Origin of the sequence: Glutamicibacter sp. BW78, assembly GCF_002332245.1 — a bacterium.
Lineage (GTDB): Bacteria > Actinomycetota > Actinomycetes > Actinomycetales > Micrococcaceae > Arthrobacter_H > Arthrobacter_H rhombi_A.
On the sequence record NZ_NRGU01000039.1, the window covers coordinates 269845 to 289899 of the forward strand.

Below are 20055 nucleotides of genomic sequence, written 5' to 3' on the forward strand. Positions count from 1 at the left end.
GGCCCCTACACAGAGGCCCGGCGGCCGGCTTCCTGGACCAGGGCGATCGTCATTTCCAACGCCTCCCCACCCAGCCGGTACGACGGGCCGGCGACACCGATCTGGGCGATCATGACCCCGTCGGCACCGAAGACCGGTGCCGCTACCGAGGTCAGTCCCGCTTCGAACTCCTCCAGCGACAGGGCGTAGCCGCGCTGCGCCGTCGTCGTGATTTCGGAGGCCAGTGTCTTGCGGTCGGTGATGGTGGAGGCGGTAAAGCGTTTCAACGTCCTGCGTAGTAGCTGCTCACGAATTGAGGAGGGCTGGAAGCCCAGCGACACCTTGCCGGGCGATGTGCAGTGCAGGGGGGTTCGGCGACCCAGCCAGCTGCGTCCGACCACCGAGGAAGCGGGCAGGATCTGGTCGATGGTCACCGACTCCCCACTCTCGGTGACGTTCAGGGTGACCGTTTCCAGGCATTCGCCGGCCAACCAGACACACGCCTGGTGCACCTGAGGACTGAAACTGGCGGTCGTCGGGACGGTTTGGGCCAGTCGGACGAGGCCGTGGCCCAATTGGTACTCCGAGCTGTCCGAGCGCTGTTCGACCAGACCATGGTCGGCCAAGGTGTTCAGGATCCGGAAGGCCGTCGACTTATGCACATCGAGTTCCTGGCCGACGGCACTGACGGTGCTAGCCCCTTCACTGGCGAGGAATTCCAGGACGATGGCGGCACGGTCGACGGACTGGATGCTTCCTCTGGCCATGCGTTCGCTCGGTGCCGTCATGGCGCTCACGCTACCAGTACGGTTTTCGGCTGAAGGCTGGTTGGGAACTTCATCACTCACGTCCGCATCCTCAGATTTTCGGGGTCGAACACCGGGGTGCGGCCGGCACTGAGGACGGTCACCCGGTGATGCTCTGCCAAATACTCGACCAGCAAGTGGTTGCCTTCCTGTGCCTGTTCCGGCGGGAGGTAGGCCATGAGGAGGTAGCGGCCCACCGAGGGTCCGTCACCGGCACTGGTGACGAAGGATCGCCGGCCTCCGGCGTCGGTGATGGCTTCCCCCTCGAGGGTGAGGATTGGTTCGCTGCCGCTGGGGTACCTTGCTGGCCCTTCACCGGCTACCGGGGCGTCCATTCCCAGCGTGCACAACACGGTGACGGGTTCGGCCTCACGCGCCCGCAGGTAGGCCGGTTTGCCGACGAACCCGGCGTCCTTGACCCGTGGCAACGCCAGTCCTGCCTCCACCGGATTGTAGTCGGCAGAAAGCTCGGCGCCCATCAGCCGGTAGCCCTTCTCCAGTCGCGCTGAGCCCCCGTAGACGCCGATTCCTGCCGGGCGGACGCCGAAGGGCCGGCCGGCGTCGGCGATCACATCCCAGAGTCGCATCCCCTGGTCGACGTCGGTATGCAGTTCCCAGCCGAGTTCCCCGACATAGGAGATCCGCACAGCCAGTACCGGGATATCGCGCACACTGATGTGGGCCGCGCTGCCAAAGCCAAAGGCGGCATCGGAAACGTCGTTGGCGCTGACCGAGGCCAGGACGTCGCGGGCCCTGGGCCCCCACAACCCGATGGTCGCCGTAGCCGCCGTCAGATCCGCGAGATGAACGGAACCATCGGTGGGAAGGTGGCTGCGCAGCCAGGCGATATCACGTCCCGCATCGGTGGCACCGGTGATGACGCGATAGTGGCCGATCCCCAGGCGGACCAGGGTGAGGTCGGATCGGAATCCACCGCGGGGATCCAACAACGGGGTATAGATGACCCGCCCGACGGGTCGATCGACCTGGGCCATGGCCAGCGACTGCAGGAAGTCCATGGCACCGGGCCCGGCGACGTCGAACTGGGCGAAAGCCGAGAGATCGATCATCACCCCACGCTCCCGCAGGCAGAGGTGTTCGGCGACACTGATCGGCGAATGCCAGCGGGCATCCCACTCGTGGGTCCGCTGCGGTACCGCGTTACCGAATTCGGCCAGCAGATCGGCATTGGAGGCGAACCATTGCGGGCGCTCCCATCCGGCAGCTTCGAAGAACTCGGCACCGTTATCGATATGCCGCCCGTGGATCGGCGAGCGCCGCAGGCCGCGGGCGCTGAGGAACTGTTCGCGCGGGTGCACGATCCCGTAGGTCTTCGGAAACCCTTCCTCGGCGCGGGCCCGCACATAGGAGCGGGTGCGTTGGGAGGGGTGGAACCGGGCGATGTCATCGGCGTGCAGGTCGACCTCGGCCGAGCCGTCGCTCATCCATTGGGCCAGGTACTTCCCCACCGCTGGCGCCTCGCGGATCCACACCGCCGCGGCTGACCACAACCCCTCGACCTCGGGAGTGGGCCCCAGCAGGGCCCCTCCGTCGGGGGTCAGCGAGAGCAGCCCATCGATCGCCAGGGTGCGCTCCAGCCCGGGTTCGCGCAGCATCGGGAACAACTGCCGGGCGTGTTCGAGCGGTTCGGAGAAGTCCGCCTCGCTCAACGGAAGCTGGGTCGGGGACCATGCGGCGGTGCCGACGCGGGCCAGCGATTCAGCCTCATGCAGGATGGCCCGGTGGGCGTAGGAGCCGATCTGCAGTTCGTCCCAGCGTTGGCGTTCATACATCTTGGCGGTCATATCGCGGATGATCGGGGTGTCGATCTCCACTCCGCTGGCTTCGAACCCGGGGATGGGACCGAGGTTGATCATCTGGTGCACTGCGGGGGTGAGCGGGAGGGCGGCACCGGCCATCGCGCCGATCTTTGGGGACCAGACCCCACAAGCGATGACGACGGTGTCGGTGGCGATGTCCCCCACGCTAGTGCGCACCCCGGCGATACGTGCCGGTCCACCTCTCGCCGCGGGCTCGGTGAGCAACCCGGTGACTTCGGTGTCAGGAAAAACGTGCAGCGCATCGGCGTCGAACGCTGTTTGGCGCATCAGCTCCCCGGCGGCGAGGGGGTCGACGACGGCTGCGGAGGGGGTGTGGAATCCTCCGGTGAGCAGCGAGGTGTCGATGAGCGGGGCGAGTTCGCCGATACGACGGGGGTCAATGAGTTCGGCGTCGACACCCCAGGATTTGGCCGAAGCCAGCCGGCGGCGCAGTTCGTTGTGGCCTGCGTCGTTGCGGGCGACTTCGATGCCACCGCAAGTGGTCAGCGTGCCCAGGTCCCTGAACTGGTTCATCGACTCCACGGTCAGTGCGGTCACATGGCGTTGGTGGTCCACAGGGAAGATGAAATTCGAGGCATGGCCGGTGGATCCGCCCGGATCGGGTAGCGGGCCCTGGTCCAACAGGACCATGTTCCGCCACCCGGCCTCGGCGAGGTGCTTGACCAGTGAACTGCCCACGATGCCAGCGCCGATGATGACGACGTCGGCAGTGCCTGGCAGGCCCCCGCAGGACGGTGCGACGGGGCGGACCGTCCCGTCACCCGGCGGTGGTTTCGGTTGCGTCGGCTGGTTCACTGATGCTCCTGTCAGCTCCTGTTTCGGGGTGCGTTTAGGCCTTCGGAGTCTCCTTGGTCGGGTCGATGAAGGGTTTGCGCACCACGGTCCCCCGCCGGGCGCCTTCGGGAGTATGCACCACCATGGTGGTCCCCTCGGCGCTGAGGCCGATCGGGACCATCGCCAAGCCGATGTTCTGTTCCAGCCGCGGCGAGAAGCAGGCACTGGTGACTTGGCCGAGCTCGTCGCCGCCTGCCTCGGATACCGGGAAGGGCTCGATCATGGAACCGTCGTTGTAGCTGCCCAGCGGAGGCCCGTCGATCTGTAGGCCCACCATCAGACGCGTGGCGCCAGCAGCGCGAATTCCACGCAAGGCCTCCTTGCCCACGAAATCCGCTTCCTGATCCAGGTTGATCATCCAGTTGTAGTCGTAGCCGACCTCCAGCGGGTTGGTGTCCAGGGTGATATCGCATCCGTAGGCGAGCATTCCTGCCTCGATACGGCGAATATGGCAGGGGCCGATGACGCGCAGGTCATGGGCCTGCCCGGTGTCCCAGACTAGGTCCCAGAGTTTGCCGCCGTCGCGACTGGCGTTCTCCAGGTAGATTTCGTATCCCGTTTCCCCGGTGTACCCGGTGCGGGAGACGACGACGGAGAGATCCCCCAGGGTCCTGCGGGTCAGGTAGTAGTAGCCCAAGTCAAGAATGTCCTCACCGAAGAGGTCCACCATCAGGCCCTTGGCTTTCGGGCCCTGGATCTGGATCGGGGCCACGTCGACTTCCTTCACCGAGACGTCCCAGCCGCCGGCATGGGCCAGACCCATCGCCCAGAGGTGGACGTCGCTATCGGCCAGCGAGAGCCAGAACCGATCCTCCTCGACCCGCAGCAGGATCGGATCGTTGATGATCCCGCCGTCGGCTGCGGTGATGAAGACATATTTGCACTGCCCGACGGCGCATTGGTGCAGATCGCGCGGGATCAGGTAGTTGGTGAAGGCAAACGCGTCGGGACCACTGATTTCCAGCTGGCGTTCGACCCCGACGTCCCAGAGGGTGACGTCATTGAGTAGTGACCAGTATTCGGAGACGGGATCGCCGTAGTGGCGGGGGTGGTAGGTGTGGTTGTAGACGCTGTAGGCAGCCACCCCGTGTTCGCGGGACTTCCAGAAATAGGGCGACTTGCGTAGTCGGGTATACAGGGTCACCGCAGGATGCGGATTGACGAGGGAACCCGTGTGGATGGTGTCGATGGTGCCGGTGTCGATGCTCTCGGACATGATCACTCCTTGATCTGGCCCCCCGGCGCCGGCCCCATTGCCGATTGTTGCGCATGATGCGCAACACTGCGCTATATGCAACAAGTGTGACCCGAGATCAGGCCGGGGTCAAGGGTTGCTCACTGCCTCGAAACACGGACTCCTCGCCCCGTGGAGCACAGGAACCGGGATCGACGGAAAAGACTAAGTCAGGGCGATTTGAGCTCGTCGGCGCGCACCAACAGCACGCCGGCGACGATAGCGACCCCTCCCAGAAGCTGAATCGGCGCGGGCAGCTGACCCAGCAGCAGCCAGGCCCACACCACGGCAAAGAGGACCTCCGTCAGCGAGATGAACGAGGCAACCTTCGAACCCAACGCCCGGGCAGCCATGATCCCCGAGACATAGGCCAACACCGTGGACAGCAGGACCAGCCCGGCCAAGGCGACCCACCAAGAGGTTTCGAACCCCGCAAAACCCACCGCGCCGAAGGTCGCGGTGAACGGCAAAAGGCCGGTCACCCCGAACACCAGCATCAGCAGGGCCCCCACCAGCAGTCCGCCGGTGGCCAGCACCAGCGGGGGCAGCGACTCGTTGGCCTTGGCCGTGACGAAGAAGTACACGGCCAAGCCGACCGCTGCGCCGAGCCCCCACAACACTCCGATGACGTCGATCTTCTGCGGCCCGGCCAAGTCCAGGACCAACATCAGCCCGCCGAGGGAAAGCAGCGTGCCGGTGATGGTCAGGGGCTTGGGCATACGCCGGCTGTTGGCCCACAGGGCCAGGACGATGAGCACCGGAGCCATGAACTCCAGAAGCAGAGCCACCCCCACGCTCAAGCGGCCAACTGCCTGGAAGAAGGCAAATTGGCACACGCCGACACCGAAAACCCCGAACAGCAGGATGGGTTTCCAGTTGCTCAGCACAGAACTCCAGCGCCCACGCAGGGCCAGGACAGCCGGAACCAACAGGACCAAGAAGGCACCGAACATCCTCGCCGCCACGGCAGCACCGCTGCTCCACCCCGCCTCCAGCAGGGAGCTGGCAAAGGAACCGGAAATCCCAAAGACCGCCGAAGAGAATAAGGCGATCCACAGCCCCGGAATCCCCGGGTGCGCCAAGGTCCGTGGCCGGCTGTCAACCTGCTCGGTCATGCTGCTCCTCGGGATGATATCGGGCGGTTGGAAATTCTGCGTTCCCCACCAAACGCGTCATGAGTGAAACTCGCTATACTAGTGACTCACTATACGCCGCAGGAATGGCGGGTGGTAGAAGGAGTCACATGAAGTTTGCCCCTGACACTGAGACGTCTTTGCAGACAGTCGTGCACCTACTCAATACCGCTTTGTCCGAAGTCGACGGGCTCCTCACCGGGGCCGACCTGGATGAATTCGTAGCTCGCGAGGAATACACCGGCGCCCGGACCCATAACGAGGCCGAACTACGTAGCGTCAGGCATCTGCGCGAGACTCTGCGCGCGCTCTGGATCGCCGGGGAGGACGAGGCGGTGGTCATCGTGAACAACATCCTGCGCAATGCCCGTGCTTTGCCGCAGCTGGTCAAGCACGACCATTGGAACTACCACCTGCACGCCACCAGCCCGGCGGCACCCCTCGCCGAACGGATGGCCGTCGAAGCTGCCATGGCCATCGTGGATGTGCTGCGTTCGGGGGAGAAGCAGCGCCTGCGAATCTGCGCGGGATCGGACTGCGAGGCAGCGGTGTTGGACCTCTCGCGCAACCGGTCCAAGCTTTACTGCCAGACGGGTAACTGTGCCAATCGCGAGCATGTGCGCGCCTACCGCCAGCGCCGGGCGGCCCTGCGGCCCTAGACTGGTCACAAGCTGCACGGTCGCAGGCATCGGCGTCGGAAAGGAAGAGATCGTGAACACCTCTGAACAACCCCAGGAGCACCACGCCTCGGAGAACTACGAAGTAGATCTCGAGCATGCCACGGACGGCACGCTGAAGGCGGCCGGACGCTGGTTCGTCGGACTGGCGGACGCGGTTCTGGGCGGGGACGGATCGGACGTGATGGGCGCCACTGCGGTGGTGCGTCGCCTCGACAACGATGCCGAGATCCTGCGGGTGACCGGGAACAATATCGACGAGGCAGAGGGCTTGGCAGCGTTGCTGCGCAAGGACCTGGCGGAGATGACGCGCGAACAGTTCCTGGAGGAATGGAACGGCAAGGACGGCGTGGAGACCGCCGACTGAGCCCCGAGGGCTACTTCTGGCCGGGCTGCTTCTGGGTCGGCTGATCAGAGGCCCGGTTCACTCCCGAACCTTCACTGAGTTCACGCGGGTTCTCTTTGCTGGCCATGGCCAGCACCGAGATGACCACCAGGCTGGCGACGAACGCCACCCCAAAGGCAATGAGTCCGATATCCACGCGCAACGGGTTGTCTCCACCGCCAGTGGCGGAAATCGACGCGACCACGGCGGCGATGATCCCTGCGATCAGCGAGAAGATTAACGGCGACTTGATGCTCTGTTGCCATGTGGGCTTCGGCTGGGACGGGTTGGAACCCACGGGGATGCCTCCTGAAAGAATGTGGAACGACTCCAGTCTAACGCTCAGTGGCCCGCTCGCGTGCATCGTGCCGGTACCCAAAGGCGGCGATGAGCAAGAAGACCGCAACGATGATGGAGCCGCCACCGGCGACGCCGAAGACCCCATGCTGGTCCAGACCTGGCCAGGCCAACAGGAGCACACCGGTGACCAAGGAAACTGCGCCGGTGATCAGGAAGTCCCGCACCGGGACCAGATCCCCACGGTGGCGGAAATAGACGGTGAGTTCCAGAAGGCCGGCAACGGCCAGGCCGATGCCTCCGGCGATCGAGGCGGCAGCGGTGCTGGCGAAAACGAGCATGAAAACCGCGCTGAGCGACCAGGCGATCGCGGCGCCCCCGAGGAGACCACGAACCGGGAACGGCACGATACGGGCCACGGCGAAATCCCAAACGGATTTCGCGGTCAGCACCAGGAAGCCGGCGAAAATATAGGCGACCACGGCTTCGCTGGGTTGCTGCCAGAAAACCGATAGGGCTCCGAAGGCCGTCGCCACGACGGCCCGGAACATGACCGGCTTCCAGACGGCGGAGGCTTCTTCAGGGGGTGTGGTGATGACAGGCACCCTACGATCCTAATAGGAATCGGCGATGCCCAGTTCCACCCACCGCCTGAGTGCCGCGCCCGGCACCCCTGCGGGGCAGGATCAGGACGGCGCCCCGACGGTCATCCAACGGTCATTGCGGATCCGCCACAGCAGGGTCCCCGCCCGCAAGGCCATATATCCGACGCCGAAGGCACACCACAGCCACAGGATCGGCAGATCCGGCACCAGTGGCAGCCAGGCGGCCCCGGCCAGCAGCGGCACATACAGCACGAGGGCTATGACCCCTGCCAGGGCAAGGTACCTGGCGTCACCGGCACCGATCAGAACACCGTCGAGCACGAAGACCAGCCCGGCCAGCGGCTGCGAGGCAGCGAGCACCCATAAGCCGATGGCCGCCGCCCGTTGGACCCCGGGATCCGAGGTGAAAACGGCGCCAAGGACGGGAGCCACCAGAGCCAGGACGAGGCCGGTGCCCACCCCAAAGAGCATCCCCCACCGGGTCATCAGCCGGGTCAGTGCCGAAGCGGTGGCCCGATCCCCCGCCCCGAGTTCCTTGCCGATCAGCGCCTGCGCGGCAATAGCCAAGGCGTCCAGGGCGAAGGCCATGAACGCGAAGATGGTGAACACCAGTTGGTGTGCGGCCAGGGTCAGTGCTCCGTCGGAGGTGGCGACCCACACCGTGGCCAGAATCCCTGCGCGCAGGCTCAAGGTGCGCAGCATCAGCCAGCTGCCGACCTTCCCGGTGCCGAGGACCCCGCCGATATGGGGGCGCAACGGAACACCTTCGGCACGCAACCGCGGGATCAGCATCGCCAGATACACCACGGCCATCCCCCATTGGGCGATGGAGGTGCCGATGGCCGAACCGGCCACCGAGAGTCCAGCCCCATACACGAGGGTGAAGTTCAGCACGATGTTCACCCCGAAGCCGGCACCGGCAACGATCAGCGGAGTTTTCGTGTCCTGCAGCCCACGCAGCACCCCGGTGGCGGCCAAGACCAGGAGCATGGCCGGCAAACCGGGCATCGACCAGCGCAGATAGTCCAGCGCGAAGCCCAACACCTGGCCTTCGGCCCCCAGCGCGCGCAGCAGAACTGGGCCTGCGAACCAGCCGGCGACGGCCAGGACGAGGCCCAGGACCACTGCCAGCCAGACCCCGTCACGGCCAGCGGCCAGGGCGAGGTCCAGACGCCTGGCGCCGAGCCACCGGGCGACGGCAGGGGTGGTGGAGTAGGCCAGAAAAACCATGAGTCCGACGGCGGTTTGCAGCACGGTGGTGCCCAGTCCTGCTCCCGCGAGTTCGTTGATCCCCAGGTGTCCCACGATGGCGGTATCGGCCATCAGGAAGAGGGGTTCGGCGATCAGGGCGCCCAGCGCCGGAACTGCCAGGGCCAGGATGGTACGTCCGAGTCGGGCCGGGATGCGCACCGTTCCTCCGGGACTCGCGCCTGTACCTGGGGTCTTTCGCTGTTCTTCAGTCATGTGTCGGCACCCCGGTTGCGGGCAGGCGTGCCCCGGAGGCCCGGAGGAAGATCGCTGCCACGCCGGCGGCGATCCCCTGGAGCAGGAGAACGAACAGGACGGCGCCGGCCCACCCATAGGGGGCGAAGGCCAGTCCGACGGCCCAGCCGAACAGCGAGGAACCGGTGTAGTAGGCAAGGTTATACAGGCTGGCTGATTGGGCTCGGCCCGTGCGCCCAATCAGCGGGACCCAGCCGCTGGCAATGGCATGAGCCGAGAAGAAGCCCGCCGTGAAGATCACCAGCCCGACCAGCACGACGCCGATCTGTGGGACCAGGGTGACCAGCAACCCGAGGGCCATCACGGCGATGGAGCCCAGCAGGGAAGGCAGCCTGCCAAATTTCCCGACGAGGCGCCCTGCCTGCCGGGAGGACCAGGTCCCCGAGAGGTAGGCCAGGAACACCAGTGAGGTCAGCGAAGCGGGGATCAGGAACGGTGGGGCCTCGAGCCGGAAACCCAGGAAGTTGTAGACGGCCACGAAGCCGCCCATGAGCAGCAGACCCTGCGCGTAGAGGGCCAGCAGCCTGATGTTGGCCAGATTCATCCACAGTTTCCGGCCCAACCCGGCGGTCCCCGGTTCTCGACGAGGAACGGGGATGAAACCTTGTGGTTTCGGTGCCAGGGCAATGAAGACCGCCGCGGCCACTGCGGCCAGCAGCGAGACGGCGAGAGTCCCGACTCTCCAGCTGACCAGTTCACTCAGTGGTCCGGCCAGCAGCCGGCCCGAGAGTCCGCCCAGGGTGGTGCCGGAAATGTAGGTCCCCGCGGCGATGGCCGAGTGCAGGGGGTGGATTTCCTCGCTGAGGTAGGCCAGTGCGACGGCAGGGATCCCACCCAGGGCCACCCCTTCCAGAAAGCGCAATCCCAGCAGGGCCTCGAATCCGGGAGACGCCGGGACGAGCAGCCCCAGGATGACAGCGGCCACGACGGCGGCTTGCATGGCCTTGAGTCGTCCGACCCGGTCCGCGACGGCCGACCAGCCAATGACCGATACCGCCAGGCCCAGCGTGGCGGCCGAGACGCCGAGTGCCGCCCGGGCTTCGGAGATGCCTTCGGATCGGGCCAGGGCCGGCAGGACGCCTTGCACGGAATACAGCTGGGAGAAGGTGGCGATCCCCGCCGCGAAGAGCGCCAGGATCATGCGCCGATAGCCGGCCGAACCACGCTGGTGCCCCGGGAACTGGAGGGTTTCGTTCATATTTGGGGCACCAGCGGAAGCAGGTAGTACGCCACCGTCAGGGCGATGAGGTTATTGAGCAAGTGGATCAGGTAGGAATAGGCCAAAGAGCGGCCGCTCAGGACGTAGGCGACGCTGATGACGGCGCCCAGGCTGAGATAGGGCACCGCGGCGATCAACTCGAACGAGCCGGAACCCAGGAAGTGCATGCCGGCAAACAAGATGATCGATATGACGACGCAGACCCACACGTTGAGTTTGCGGCTGAGCTTGCCGATCAGCAGGTGCCGAAAGATGTACTCCTCCACGAACGGCCCCATCACCACGGCCATCACCAGCATGGTGGTGAACGGGACGGTGGTGGTCATTCCCTCGATGGCGAGCTGGTTCTCGCTTTTCACGCCTCCGCCCAGGGACATGATGACGATGGTGGTGACCACCAGGTTCGCCACCCAGGCTCCGGGGATCATGAAGACCTTGGCCCAGGGGCTGAATTTGAAGGTCCCGAAGGAATGCTTCAACGTGGGGAAGGCCATGATCATGGCGCCGCAGAACAGGACGGCGTAGACGATGAAGTTCACTGCCGCGGAGGCCGTCTCCGCGGTGCTGAAGACGTCGGTGAAGCCGGGGAAGAGCGTCAGCAACGAGGCGGCCCCGGCGACGAAGAGCACTCCGTAGGCCAAGACCATCACCGCATCCCCCACCCGGAAGCCACCCGGAAGGAACCGCGGGTTCCTGCGGGACCGTGGCGCACGGGGGGAAGGTCCCGGCGCGGCCGGTTGCGTGGTGGGATGCATGTTTCCACCCTAGCGACTGTTGGGGTTCACGACCCCTTCGGTCGGCTCAGGTTTCGGGGGCGATGAGGATGCTGTATCCGCTCTCTTCCAACCGGTTTTGCTGTTCCGTGGTGATCCCCGGGTCGGTGATGACGTGGCGCAGATCATCACCGGAGACCGAGGCGAAGGAGCGCACCCCGAGTTTGGTGGAGTCGACCACCAGGTAGCTGCGCAGGGCCCTGGCCCCCATGAGTTCGTTCACGGCGGCCTCCCCCTCATCGGCCACGGTGGCCCCTGCCTGCGGATGCAGGCCGCCAACGCCGATGAAGGCGATGTCCAGGGTGACCCGGCCCAAGGTCTGCTCGGCGAAGGGCCCCACGAGTTCGTAGGACCGCGGGTTGAGCACCCCTCCGGTGACCATGACCTTCACGTGGTTGCGTACCGCCAGGGCCGAGGCGATATTCACGGCATTCGTCACCACCGTCAGGGTCGGGCGGGCCGGTTCCTGTTGCAGGTCCGCCCGCAGACCCAGTGCCGTGGCGATCGCCGAACTGGTCGTCCCCCCGGAGAGCCCGATGCTCATATCGGGTTCGACCAGGGCTGCCGCGTAGGCACCAATCCACCGTTTTCGCGTGGCTGCCGGATCCCTGTTGTATTTCCCGGGCAGGTCATAGGCCAGCGCGTTGGTCGTGGCCCCACCGTGGGTGCGGGTCAGCAGCCGTTGGGAGTCCAACGAGTCCAGGTCCCTGCGGGCCGTGGCCGGGGAAACCCCCAACTTGTCAACGATTTCGTCGACTTCCACTTGGCCATCCTCGGCCAGCAGGGCCAGGATCGAACTGAGCCGCTCATTGCGCGTCATGCCGGCACTACTTCGTTGCCCCGGCGGCCAAACCGCCGATGAGACGCTTCTCGATGAGCATGAACAGGATGATCACCGGCACGATGGCGACGATCGAGACACCGAAGACGTACTGCCAGGCGGTGGAGTACTGGCCGACGAAGCGGGTCAAGGCCACCGACAACGGCTGGTTCTCCGCGGTGGAGAGGATGACCAGGGAGGCGGCGAATTCGTTCCAGCAGGCGACGAAGGTGAAGATCAACGCGGTGACGATCCCCGGCCAGACCAGCGGGAGGTTGATCGTGAACAGCACCCTGAGTTTGCCGGCACCGTCGAGTTGGGCCGCTTCGTCGACCTCCTTGGGGACCCCCGCGAAGAAGGTGTGCATGATCCACACGGCGAAGGCCAGGTTGAAGGCCGCGTTGATCAGGATCATCGCCAACCAGGTGTCGTAGAGGTTGAAGACCAGCATTTCCTTGAAGAGTCCGACCGTGAGGATCGCCGGTTGGAGCATCTGGGTCACGATGACCAGGAACATGAAGGCCATTTTTCCGCGGTATTTGAACCGGGCGCTGTAGTAGGCGGCGGGCATGGCCACCAGGAGCACCAGCAGGGTCGCCGCGACGGCGATCACGACCGTGGAGATCAGGTTGTAGGCCACCGGGGTCTCGGGGGTGTCCCACATGGTCAGGTAGTTCGACCACTGGGCACCGTCGCGCGGCAGGTAGTCCGGCGGGACCGAGAGAATCTCCGACCGGGTCTTCAAGGACCCGATGAACATCACGGCATAGGGGATGAGGAACACGGCGGCCACGACGAGTCCGACCGTCATCCGGCCGATGACTACCCGTCGACTCGCGTGGTCTTCGGTAGCTAGTAGTGCCACGGTCTAGACCTCCTTCATGGGCTTGACCGCCCACACGTAAATCGCGACGATGACGATGACGATGCCGAAGTTGACCACCGATAGCGCGCTGGCGATGTCGATCTGGCGGTCGAACTGCAGGACCTTGAAAATGTAGGTCATCAGGGTGTCGGCGCCGTAGCCGGGGATCGAACCGGTCATGACCTTGAGGATCGGCAGGTTGTTGAAAACGTTGATGATGTTGATCAGCACCGAAACCGCCAGGGCGCCACGCAGCTGCGGAAGGATGACGAAGAGGTAGGTCCGCCAGCGTCCGGCGCCGTCGACCTTTGCTGCCTCCAGCGTGTCTCCGGGGATGGCCTGGATACCGGCCAGGATCGTATAGGTCGTGAAGGGGATGGACACGAAAACGGCCACCGCCATGGCCACCATCAGCGCCGAGCTGGCGTTTTGGGTGAACCCGTAGGGGGAGTCCAGCAAGCCGATATCGGCGAGGAACTTATTGAAGATCCCGTAGTTCGGGTCCATCGAGTAGTAGAACAGCGTGGTCGTCATCACGACGCTGGCCGCCCAGGGGACGATCACCGCCATGCGAACGAGCGTGCGGCCAGGGAAGGGCTTGGACAGGAACTGGGCGAGACCCAGGGAGATCAGCACGGTGAAGAACACCACGACCACCACCCAGAGCACCGAGTTCAGCATGATCTTGGGGATGTTCGGGTCGCTGAAGACCTGGGCGAAGTTCGCCATCCCCACCGAACCCAGATCGGTGCCGATCTGGCTGATTTTGCGGGTGGAGTTATAGATCATGTATCCGGCGGGGAACACCACGATCACCAGGATCAGGATCAGTGCCGGGGAAATCCAGGGAAGGGCGGAGGTGAAGGAGGACCCTTCAGCCGCAGTGCGCCGCTTGGAGCCGCGGCGTTTCGGAGTCTCGGGGGGCTCGGCCACCCCGGTCCGGGCCGGTGCGGTGGTGCTCATACTGGTCTCCTGACCTGATCTTCGTCTATTCCGGGCCCCGACGAGGCTCCGCGGCCCGCCGGCTGATGCCAGCGGGCCGCGGAGTCGGTGGGGCTACCCGCCGCGCACGACGGGGTCGAGCGCGGGCTACTTGGCCGCGTCGGCCTTCTTCTGAATCTCGGCCAGTACGTCTGAGGCGGACTTACCGGTGCCGATCTGACCCATCAGCGATTTGAAGGCACCATCGGTGGCGTTCCAGGCAGGGTTCGTCGTCGGGTAGAAGACGGCGTTGGGCAGCAGTTCCAGGAACGGCTTCAGCGTTTCGTCGGAAGACATCTCCTCGGACACCGAGGTGGTGGTGGGCAGGAAGCCTTCGGTCTGCACCCAGTTGCTGTAGACCTCGTCGGTGAAGAAGTAGTCCATGAACTTCTTGACCGATTCGGTCTTGCTGCCATCGTTCTTGAAGGAGAGCATCCGGTCGGCAACGCCCAGCGTTGCCGGCTCGCCGGTGTTGGTGGCCACGGGGGCGATCCCATACTTCAGATCGGGGTTTTCCTTCTCAATCTGGCCGACGGTCTGCGGCAACACGTAGGCGAAACCGAGCTTGCCCTGGATGAAGGTGTTCAACATCGGGGTGCGCTGGGTGGAACCCGGGTTCTTCTGCGTTGCGCCGTCCTTGATCATCTTCTGCATGAACTCGGCGGCTTCGACGTTCTTCGGGGTGTCGACCTCGATGGACTTCTCATCGCCCAAGTTTCCGCCGTTGCCGGCGAACCAGATCAGCGATTCGCCCTGGGCTTCCTCGGACCCCAGGGGCATACCGTAGCCGTCGGCCTTGGTGTCCTTGCTAATGGCCTTGGAGGCGGTCAGCAGTTCATCCCAGGTCTTGGGCACCTCCTTGACGCCGGCCTCCTTCATGAGGTCTTCGTTATAGGCCAGGGCGCGGGCCGAGGCGATCAGCGGCAGACCGTACTGGGTGCCATCGAATTTCTCGTTATCGGCAAAGGACGTCTGGAAGTTCTCCAGCGTCTCGGCGGAGGCGATATCCTCGGCCGGGGCCAGCAGTTCCTCCTCGGCGAAGCCGGCGAAGGCGCCGCCACCGTAGATATCCGGGGCCTTATCGCCCTGCAGCTTGGTCTTCAGAACACTTTCGATGTTCTCCCAGGACTGGATCTCCAGATCCACCTTGACGTCGGGGTTCTCCTTCTCGAAGCCTTCGATCACGTCTTGCCAGAGTGCCTTGGTGCCATCGGAGTAGCTGGGCACCAACATGCTCAAGGTCGTGGTGTCGCCGGACGCATCGCTGCCATCATCGCCGCCGCCGAAGCCGCAGCCGGTCAGGACCAGCGAACCGGCGGCCACGCCGGCCAGCAGTGTTGCGCGTAGTGAACGTTTCTGCATGATTCCCCATCTCAAAGGTATGCGTCGGCGAGTGACCCGAAGCTAATTCCTAACTGAAAATGCTCTAATTGACCGTAAGTCGATCAATAAAGAACATGATTATGACAGTAATGTGACCGAGGTCTCGTCGTCAAGTCTCCTTGTCAACTGCTTTCAACCCCTTTGTCGGGGGGTGAGGAAACGCCCACATACGGCTAGTGCGAGCTGCTTGGCCCCTGCTGCAGGGCAAACAGCCCGAGCATGCGGCCGGCTTCGGCCGCCATCCGGCTGCGGCCGGCTCCGACGTATTTACGGGAGTCCACGACCGCCTCGTCCGCGCGCAAATAGTCGCGGATGCCTGCGGTGAAGAAACCGTTGAGATGGGTGGAGACGTTGATTTTGCGCATCCCCGCTCGAATGGCCGCCACGATGTTCTCATCGGAGACCCCCGAGGACCCATGTAAAACCAGGGGCACCCCAACGGCTGCCGCAAGCCGGTAGATCAACTCCACGTCCAACTCGGCTGACCTGCTGGTCATCGCATGGGAGGAGCCGACGGCGACCGCCAGGGCGTCGACCCCCGTGGCGGCGACGAAGGCAGCCGCCTCGGCGGGGTCGGTGCGCACCCCCGGGGCGTGGGCGCCACCTTTGCCACCGACCTTGCCCAATTCGGCCTCGATGTAGACCCCCCGGTCATGCGCGTAACGGGCCACCCGGGCCGTGGCGGCAACATTCTCGTCGTAGTCCAGATGGGCGCCGTCGTACATGACCGAGCCGAAGCCCAGATCCACGGCTTCCAAGGCCAGATCCTCGCTTTCCGCGTGGTCCAGATGCACCGAAACCGGAACGGAAGCCCGACGGGCGATAGCCAGGCAGGCCAGGCCGATCGGCTCCAGTGCACCGTGGTAGGCGACGCAGTTCTCGGAGATCTGCAAGATCACCGGCAGCCCCGCCTGCTCGGCCCCGGCCACGAGCGCCTCTGCGGTTTCCAGGTGAATGACATTGAAGGCGCCCTGCCCTCGTGAAGCATCGGCTGCAGTGGTCATCAGTTCGCGGGTAGTGCTCAAGGCCATGGCGGATCCGGCTTTCAGTTGGGGGTTGGGCTGGGTCTTTGCGGTTTCTAGTGCCGGGTGACGAGCAGACGGTGGGCCAGCTGCGGGTGGCTGGGGTGCAGTTCTCCTGCCGCTGGCATCAGCACGGCCGAGGCGGACCATGCCGCGGCACGGCAGACCAGCGCCTCGGCGTCGAGGCCTTCGGCCAGGCCCGAGGCCAGGGCTGCCACGCAGGCATCGCCGGCCCCCGTGGGGTTACCCTCAAGGGGTTCCGGCAGTCGGGCCGACACCTGCGACCCCGGGGTCGCACCGTCGAAGAGACTCAGGCCCTCCTCTCCGGAGCTGACGACGACGCGGCGCGCACCCAGCTCCAACAGGACGGCGGCACCGCGGGCAATATCGGATGTCCCGGTGGCCTCGAGAAGTTCATGATGATTGGGTTTGAGTACGTCGGCTCCGGCCCGCGCGGCGGCCAACAGGCCGGCCCCCGAGGTGTCAATAACGCACGGAACCCCTGCTGACTGGGCGGCACTGACCAGCCACGGGTAGAAGCCCGGACCATGCCCTGCCCCTTCGTCGACCGCCGCGCCCTCCGGCCCGGCGGCCCCGCCGGGCAGCGAACCGGATCCCACGACGACGTCGGCATCGTGGAGCGCCTCCTGGACGGCACGTTGCAGGGCATTCCATTCGGCGGCCTCCAGCCCCCCACCATGTTCGTTGAAGATCGTCGTCTCCCCCGTGCTGCGGTCCACCAACGCAAAGCTGCGCCGGGTGGATGGCCCCACGGGGACCAGCGTGTTCTCGATCCCCGAGGCGGCCAGTTCGGCGGCGAAGGTCTCCCCCGCCCCGCCTCCACAGGTCGCGATGGCATCGACGGGCCGGCCTTCAGCGTGCAGGACCCGAGCGACGTTCAGCCCCTTGCCTCCGGCCCTGACGCTCGGGGCCGGCACCCGGTTGGTTCCGCCCACCGCAAGATGGTCGACGTCGTAGGTTTCATCCAGTGCTGGATTGGGGGTGATGGTCAGGATCACGGGGTCTCCTCAGTTCCGGCGGTCCGGGCGGCCTCGGCACGCAGGTAGGCCCCGCGTAGTCCGGCGTCCTGACCGAGTTCGGCGGCGAGAATCCGTGGTTTGCGGTGGAAAGACAACCGGGCCTCCACTGCGGCGCGGAGCGGGGCCAGGAGATCTTCCCCCGCCTGGGCGAGCCCGCCGCCGATAATGACTGCTTCGGGGCCCACGGAGGCACACAGCTGGGCGATGGAGAAGGAAAGGGCTTCGATGGCCTCATTCCAGCAGCGCTGGGCCTCCGCATCTCCCGCATGGAGGCGTTCGAGCACCTCGCGCGCACCGTTGACCTGCGTTCCCGTGGCCCGCGCATAGTTCCGGGCGATGGCCGCTGCGGAGCCCACCGTTTCGAGGCAGCCGTGGGCACCGCAGGGACAGTCGCCCCCGCCAGGCACGGCAGCGTGTCCGATCTCCCCGGCGAATCCCCCGGCTTCGAGCCGACGACCATCAACAAAGAGTGCCCCGGCAATGCCGGTGCCGATGACGAGGACCGCCGTGTTGCGCGCCTGTTCCCCCAGCAACCGGCCAGCCCCCAGGGCGAGTTCGGCTTCTCCTGCGGTACCGACGTCGTGGCCGAAACCGGTGGGGATTCCGAAACGTTCGGTGCACAGCCTGCGGAAGGGCACATTACGCCAGCCCAGGTTCGAGGAGAAAACCCCGGTTCCTGCGTGCTCATCAACGGTTCCGCACACCACGACACCGGCAGCGACCGGTGTCAGCGACGGGTGTTCGGCTTGTAGCCGCCCGCGCAACACGTCGAGTTCGGCCAGGACGGCGCCGGCCCCCGGGTCCCCGGCCTGCGGCGTCGGGGACCGCAGCACCGTGTGGAGGGTGCCATCGACTGCGGCCAGCGCGGCCTTGATGTCCGTGCCGCCGATATCGAAGAGCAGGTATGCCGGTTCCATGGTGGGGTGTGCCAGGCCGGGGCGGGGCCTAGGCCTGCTCCTCGAGGATCACCGAACGCGACAGGTTGCGCGGGGCGTCCGGGTCCAGGCCGCGGTGGCGGGCCCGGTCCAGGGTCACGCGGTGCAGGCGAGCCAGTTCGGCCAGTGGGTGGCGTCCCGACTCGAGGTAGAGGGCACCGGTGCGTTCGACGTCGGCGGCCAGCCCTTCGGGGGCCGGCCCGAAGGACCAGGTCACGCGGCCCGGGGCGGCGATGGCGATGGGGCCGTGGCGGTAGTCCATGGCCGGGTAGGCCTCGGTCCAGCCCTGGACGGCTTCGCGCATCTTCAGGGCCGCCTCGTGGGCGAGCCCGACGGTCCAGCCCTGGCCGAGGAAGGTGAACTGTTCGGCCTCGAGCAGATCGGTCCCGGTTTCCTGGTCGACGGCGGTGCGCGCCTCTTCGATGGCCTCGCTCAGGTCCAGGCCCACGCTGGAGAGCAGGTAGGCCAGCGCCGTGGTGGCAAAGCGGGTCTGCACGACGGATTGTTCGTCGGCGTAGGGCAGTTCCACGACGCGGTCCACGAGTTCGACGATCGGGGAAGAGGTATCCCCGATGAGTGCGACGGTGGCGATGCCTGGCTCGAGGCCCTTGAGCAGCGTCAGGACCTCGGAGGTGGTGCCCGAACGGGTGATGGCCACGACTGCGTCGTAGCCGCGGCCGGCGATGCGGGCCTCTGAGGCGGCGAAGGCGTCGGTCACGCCATGTCCTGCGGCCTCACGGGCCGCGGCGTAGGACTCCGCCATGAACCAGGAGGTGCCACAGCCAACGACGGCCACGCGGGCCCCGTGGGCGGGCAGCAGGTCCTCGGAACCCGCCTGGGCGACGGCGCGCTGCCAGACGTCGGGCTGGCTGCGCAGCTCTTCGTCCATGTGGTGGCCAAGTGATGCGTTCGTGGTCATCGATACTCTCCTGGGGTGGCTCCGCATGGCGGGCTTCGGTATTGGTCTCCCCCTATGATCGCTTATGAGCGTTCACTATGTCTAGTAATCAAAGTTGCTCATTGCGTTTGTGTCGGTCCCCCGGTTCACAGCACTCGTAGCCCCGCCTCGGAGGCGAGCAGCGGGGCCAGGTCCTGCAGCTGCAGTTCCCCGATGGTCGCTCCCCGCAAACCACCCACCCCGGACAGGCCAGCGAGCGCGGCCCCCCGCAGGTCCACGTCCTTGAGCTTGGCCCCGTGCAGGGACAGCATGCCGATCCGGCAGTCCTGGAACGCCACGCGTTCGGCCTGGACCGCTCCGAGATCGAGCTCGTCGATGATCATCGAGCGGAAGATGACGTCCTTGAGCTTCGCTCCGCGCAGGTTCACCAGATCGACCTTGCCGCCGTCCAGGAGCACCGCACGCAGGCTCGCCCCATGGAGCTCTGCGGAGCCGATGCGGGTACGGGCCAGCCGGGTGTTCCACCACCCACTGTCCGGGGCGCGCAGGGCGGCGGCACTCAGATCGGTGAAATCGCAGTTCCCGAAACTGGCCCGGTTCAGTTCTGCCCCCATCAACGAGACCCGCCGGAAGGTGCAGTCGGTGAAGACGGTGTCTTCAAGGTCCTGGCCATCGGCGTCATCGGAATCGAAGAGCAGCCCCTCGCTGCGTCCGTCCAGATCCAGCCCCGTGAGGTCACCCGACGGGCGGTTCTCCACCGCGTTGAAGGAGGGAAGCCTGGGCGGTCGGGGTTCAGCGGGTGTCTGGTTCATGGGCCGAGACTAC

General features: G+C 65.6%; 20 protein-coding genes. 2 read left to right on the forward strand and 18 right to left on the reverse strand.

Going from position 1 to position 20055, the window contains the following annotated elements; all coding sequences use genetic code 11:
- Positions 1 to 5 precede the first annotated feature (5 nt).
- The 4 genes from CIK75_RS14100 to CIK75_RS14115 all read right to left on the reverse strand — a co-directional run bounded on the left by CIK75_RS14100 (position 6) and on the right by CIK75_RS14115 (position 5809).
- Positions 6 to 767, reverse strand: coding sequence for an IclR family transcriptional regulator (locus tag CIK75_RS14100; RefSeq protein ID WP_143413355.1), 762 nt, complete (start codon positions 765 to 767; stop codon positions 6 to 8).
- A gap of 56 nt (positions 768 to 823) precedes the next feature.
- A complete protein-coding gene (locus CIK75_RS14105; protein WP_241895471.1) occupies positions 824 to 3421 on the reverse strand; it encodes an FAD-dependent oxidoreductase in 2598 nt (865 codons plus the stop codon).
- Between the two features lie 34 nt (positions 3422 to 3455).
- Complete coding sequence (locus tag CIK75_RS14110; protein ID WP_086996722.1) at positions 3456 to 4676, reverse strand: glycine cleavage T C-terminal barrel domain-containing protein; 1221 nt, start codon at positions 4674 to 4676, stop codon at positions 3456 to 3458.
- A gap of 188 nt (positions 4677 to 4864) precedes the next feature.
- Complete coding sequence (locus CIK75_RS14115; RefSeq protein ID WP_096224520.1) at positions 4865 to 5809, reverse strand: DMT family transporter; 945 nt, start codon at positions 5807 to 5809, stop codon at positions 4865 to 4867.
- Between the two features lie 128 nt (positions 5810 to 5937).
- On the opposite strand from CIK75_RS14115, the gene CIK75_RS14120 reads away from it, so the two are divergent.
- Both CIK75_RS14120 and CIK75_RS14125 read left to right on the forward strand, forming a co-directional pair.
- The gene (locus tag CIK75_RS14120) at positions 5938 to 6486 is read left to right on the forward strand and encodes a CGNR zinc finger domain-containing protein (protein WP_096224521.1); all 549 of its coding nucleotides are present in this window, start codon (positions 5938 to 5940) and stop codon (positions 6484 to 6486) included.
- 52 nt (positions 6487 to 6538) lie between these two features.
- Entirely contained in the window at positions 6539 to 6871 is a 333-nt protein-coding gene (locus CIK75_RS14125) for a hypothetical protein (RefSeq protein WP_086996731.1), read from the forward strand.
- Between the two features lie 10 nt (positions 6872 to 6881).
- Here CIK75_RS14125 and CIK75_RS14130 read toward each other — a convergent pair whose 3' ends face one another.
- The 14 genes from CIK75_RS14130 to CIK75_RS14195 form a co-directional block, all read right to left on the reverse strand.
- On the reverse strand, positions 6882 to 7187 hold the full coding sequence (locus CIK75_RS14130; RefSeq protein WP_086996734.1) for a hypothetical protein: 306 nt from the start codon (positions 7185 to 7187) through the stop codon (positions 6882 to 6884).
- Between the two features lie 37 nt (positions 7188 to 7224).
- Positions 7225 to 7791, reverse strand: a complete 567-nt coding sequence (locus CIK75_RS14135; protein ID WP_086996737.1) for a DUF308 domain-containing protein — start codon at positions 7789 to 7791, stop codon at positions 7225 to 7227.
- A gap of 81 nt (positions 7792 to 7872) precedes the next feature.
- Positions 7873 to 9255: an MATE family efflux transporter gene (locus tag CIK75_RS14140; protein ID WP_096224522.1), complete on the reverse strand. Its 1383-nt coding sequence runs from the start codon at positions 9253 to 9255 to the stop codon at positions 7873 to 7875.
- The gene (locus tag CIK75_RS14145) at positions 9248 to 10492 is read right to left on the reverse strand and encodes an MFS transporter (RefSeq protein WP_096224523.1); all 1245 of its coding nucleotides are present in this window, start codon (positions 10490 to 10492) and stop codon (positions 9248 to 9250) included. The genes CIK75_RS14140 and CIK75_RS14145 overlap by 8 nt, the downstream gene beginning before the upstream one ends.
- A complete protein-coding gene (locus CIK75_RS14150; RefSeq protein ID WP_086996743.1) occupies positions 10489 to 11268 on the reverse strand; it encodes a type II CAAX endopeptidase family protein in 780 nt (259 codons plus the stop codon). The genes CIK75_RS14145 and CIK75_RS14150 overlap by 4 nt, the downstream gene beginning before the upstream one ends.
- Before the next feature lie 46 nt (positions 11269 to 11314).
- On the reverse strand, positions 11315 to 12106 hold the full coding sequence (locus CIK75_RS14155) for a DeoR/GlpR family DNA-binding transcription regulator (RefSeq protein ID WP_096224524.1): 792 nt from the start codon (positions 12104 to 12106) through the stop codon (positions 11315 to 11317).
- Between the two features lie 7 nt (positions 12107 to 12113).
- Positions 12114 to 12971, reverse strand: a complete 858-nt coding sequence (locus CIK75_RS14160; protein ID WP_241895472.1) for a carbohydrate ABC transporter permease — start codon at positions 12969 to 12971, stop codon at positions 12114 to 12116.
- A 3-nt stretch (positions 12972 to 12974) separates the two neighbouring features.
- A complete protein-coding gene (locus CIK75_RS14165; RefSeq protein WP_096224525.1) occupies positions 12975 to 13934 on the reverse strand; it encodes a sugar ABC transporter permease in 960 nt (319 codons plus the stop codon).
- A gap of 126 nt (positions 13935 to 14060) precedes the next feature.
- Positions 14061 to 15314 carry an extracellular solute-binding protein gene (locus CIK75_RS14170; protein WP_096224526.1) on the reverse strand — a complete coding sequence of 418 codons (1254 nt, stop codon included), beginning with the start codon at positions 15312 to 15314 and terminating at the stop codon, positions 14061 to 14063.
- A gap of 194 nt (positions 15315 to 15508) precedes the next feature.
- Positions 15509 to 16366, reverse strand: a complete 858-nt coding sequence (locus CIK75_RS14175) for a class II fructose-bisphosphate aldolase (RefSeq protein ID WP_096224527.1) — start codon at positions 16364 to 16366, stop codon at positions 15509 to 15511.
- A gap of 47 nt (positions 16367 to 16413) precedes the next feature.
- Positions 16414 to 17376, reverse strand: coding sequence for a hexose kinase (locus CIK75_RS14180; protein WP_096224528.1), 963 nt, complete (start codon positions 17374 to 17376; stop codon positions 16414 to 16416).
- Positions 17373 to 18314: an ROK family protein gene (locus CIK75_RS14185; RefSeq protein WP_087000872.1), complete on the reverse strand. Its 942-nt coding sequence runs from the start codon at positions 18312 to 18314 to the stop codon at positions 17373 to 17375. The genes CIK75_RS14180 and CIK75_RS14185 overlap by 4 nt, the downstream gene beginning before the upstream one ends.
- Before the next feature lie 28 nt (positions 18315 to 18342).
- A complete protein-coding gene (locus CIK75_RS14190) occupies positions 18343 to 19251 on the reverse strand; it encodes a sugar isomerase (RefSeq protein ID WP_087000870.1) in 909 nt (302 codons plus the stop codon).
- Positions 19252 to 19376: 125 nt separating this feature from the next.
- Positions 19377 to 20042: a pentapeptide repeat-containing protein gene (locus tag CIK75_RS14195; protein WP_087000868.1), complete on the reverse strand. Its 666-nt coding sequence runs from the start codon at positions 20040 to 20042 to the stop codon at positions 19377 to 19379.
- Between the last annotated feature and the right edge of the window lie 13 nt (positions 20043 to 20055).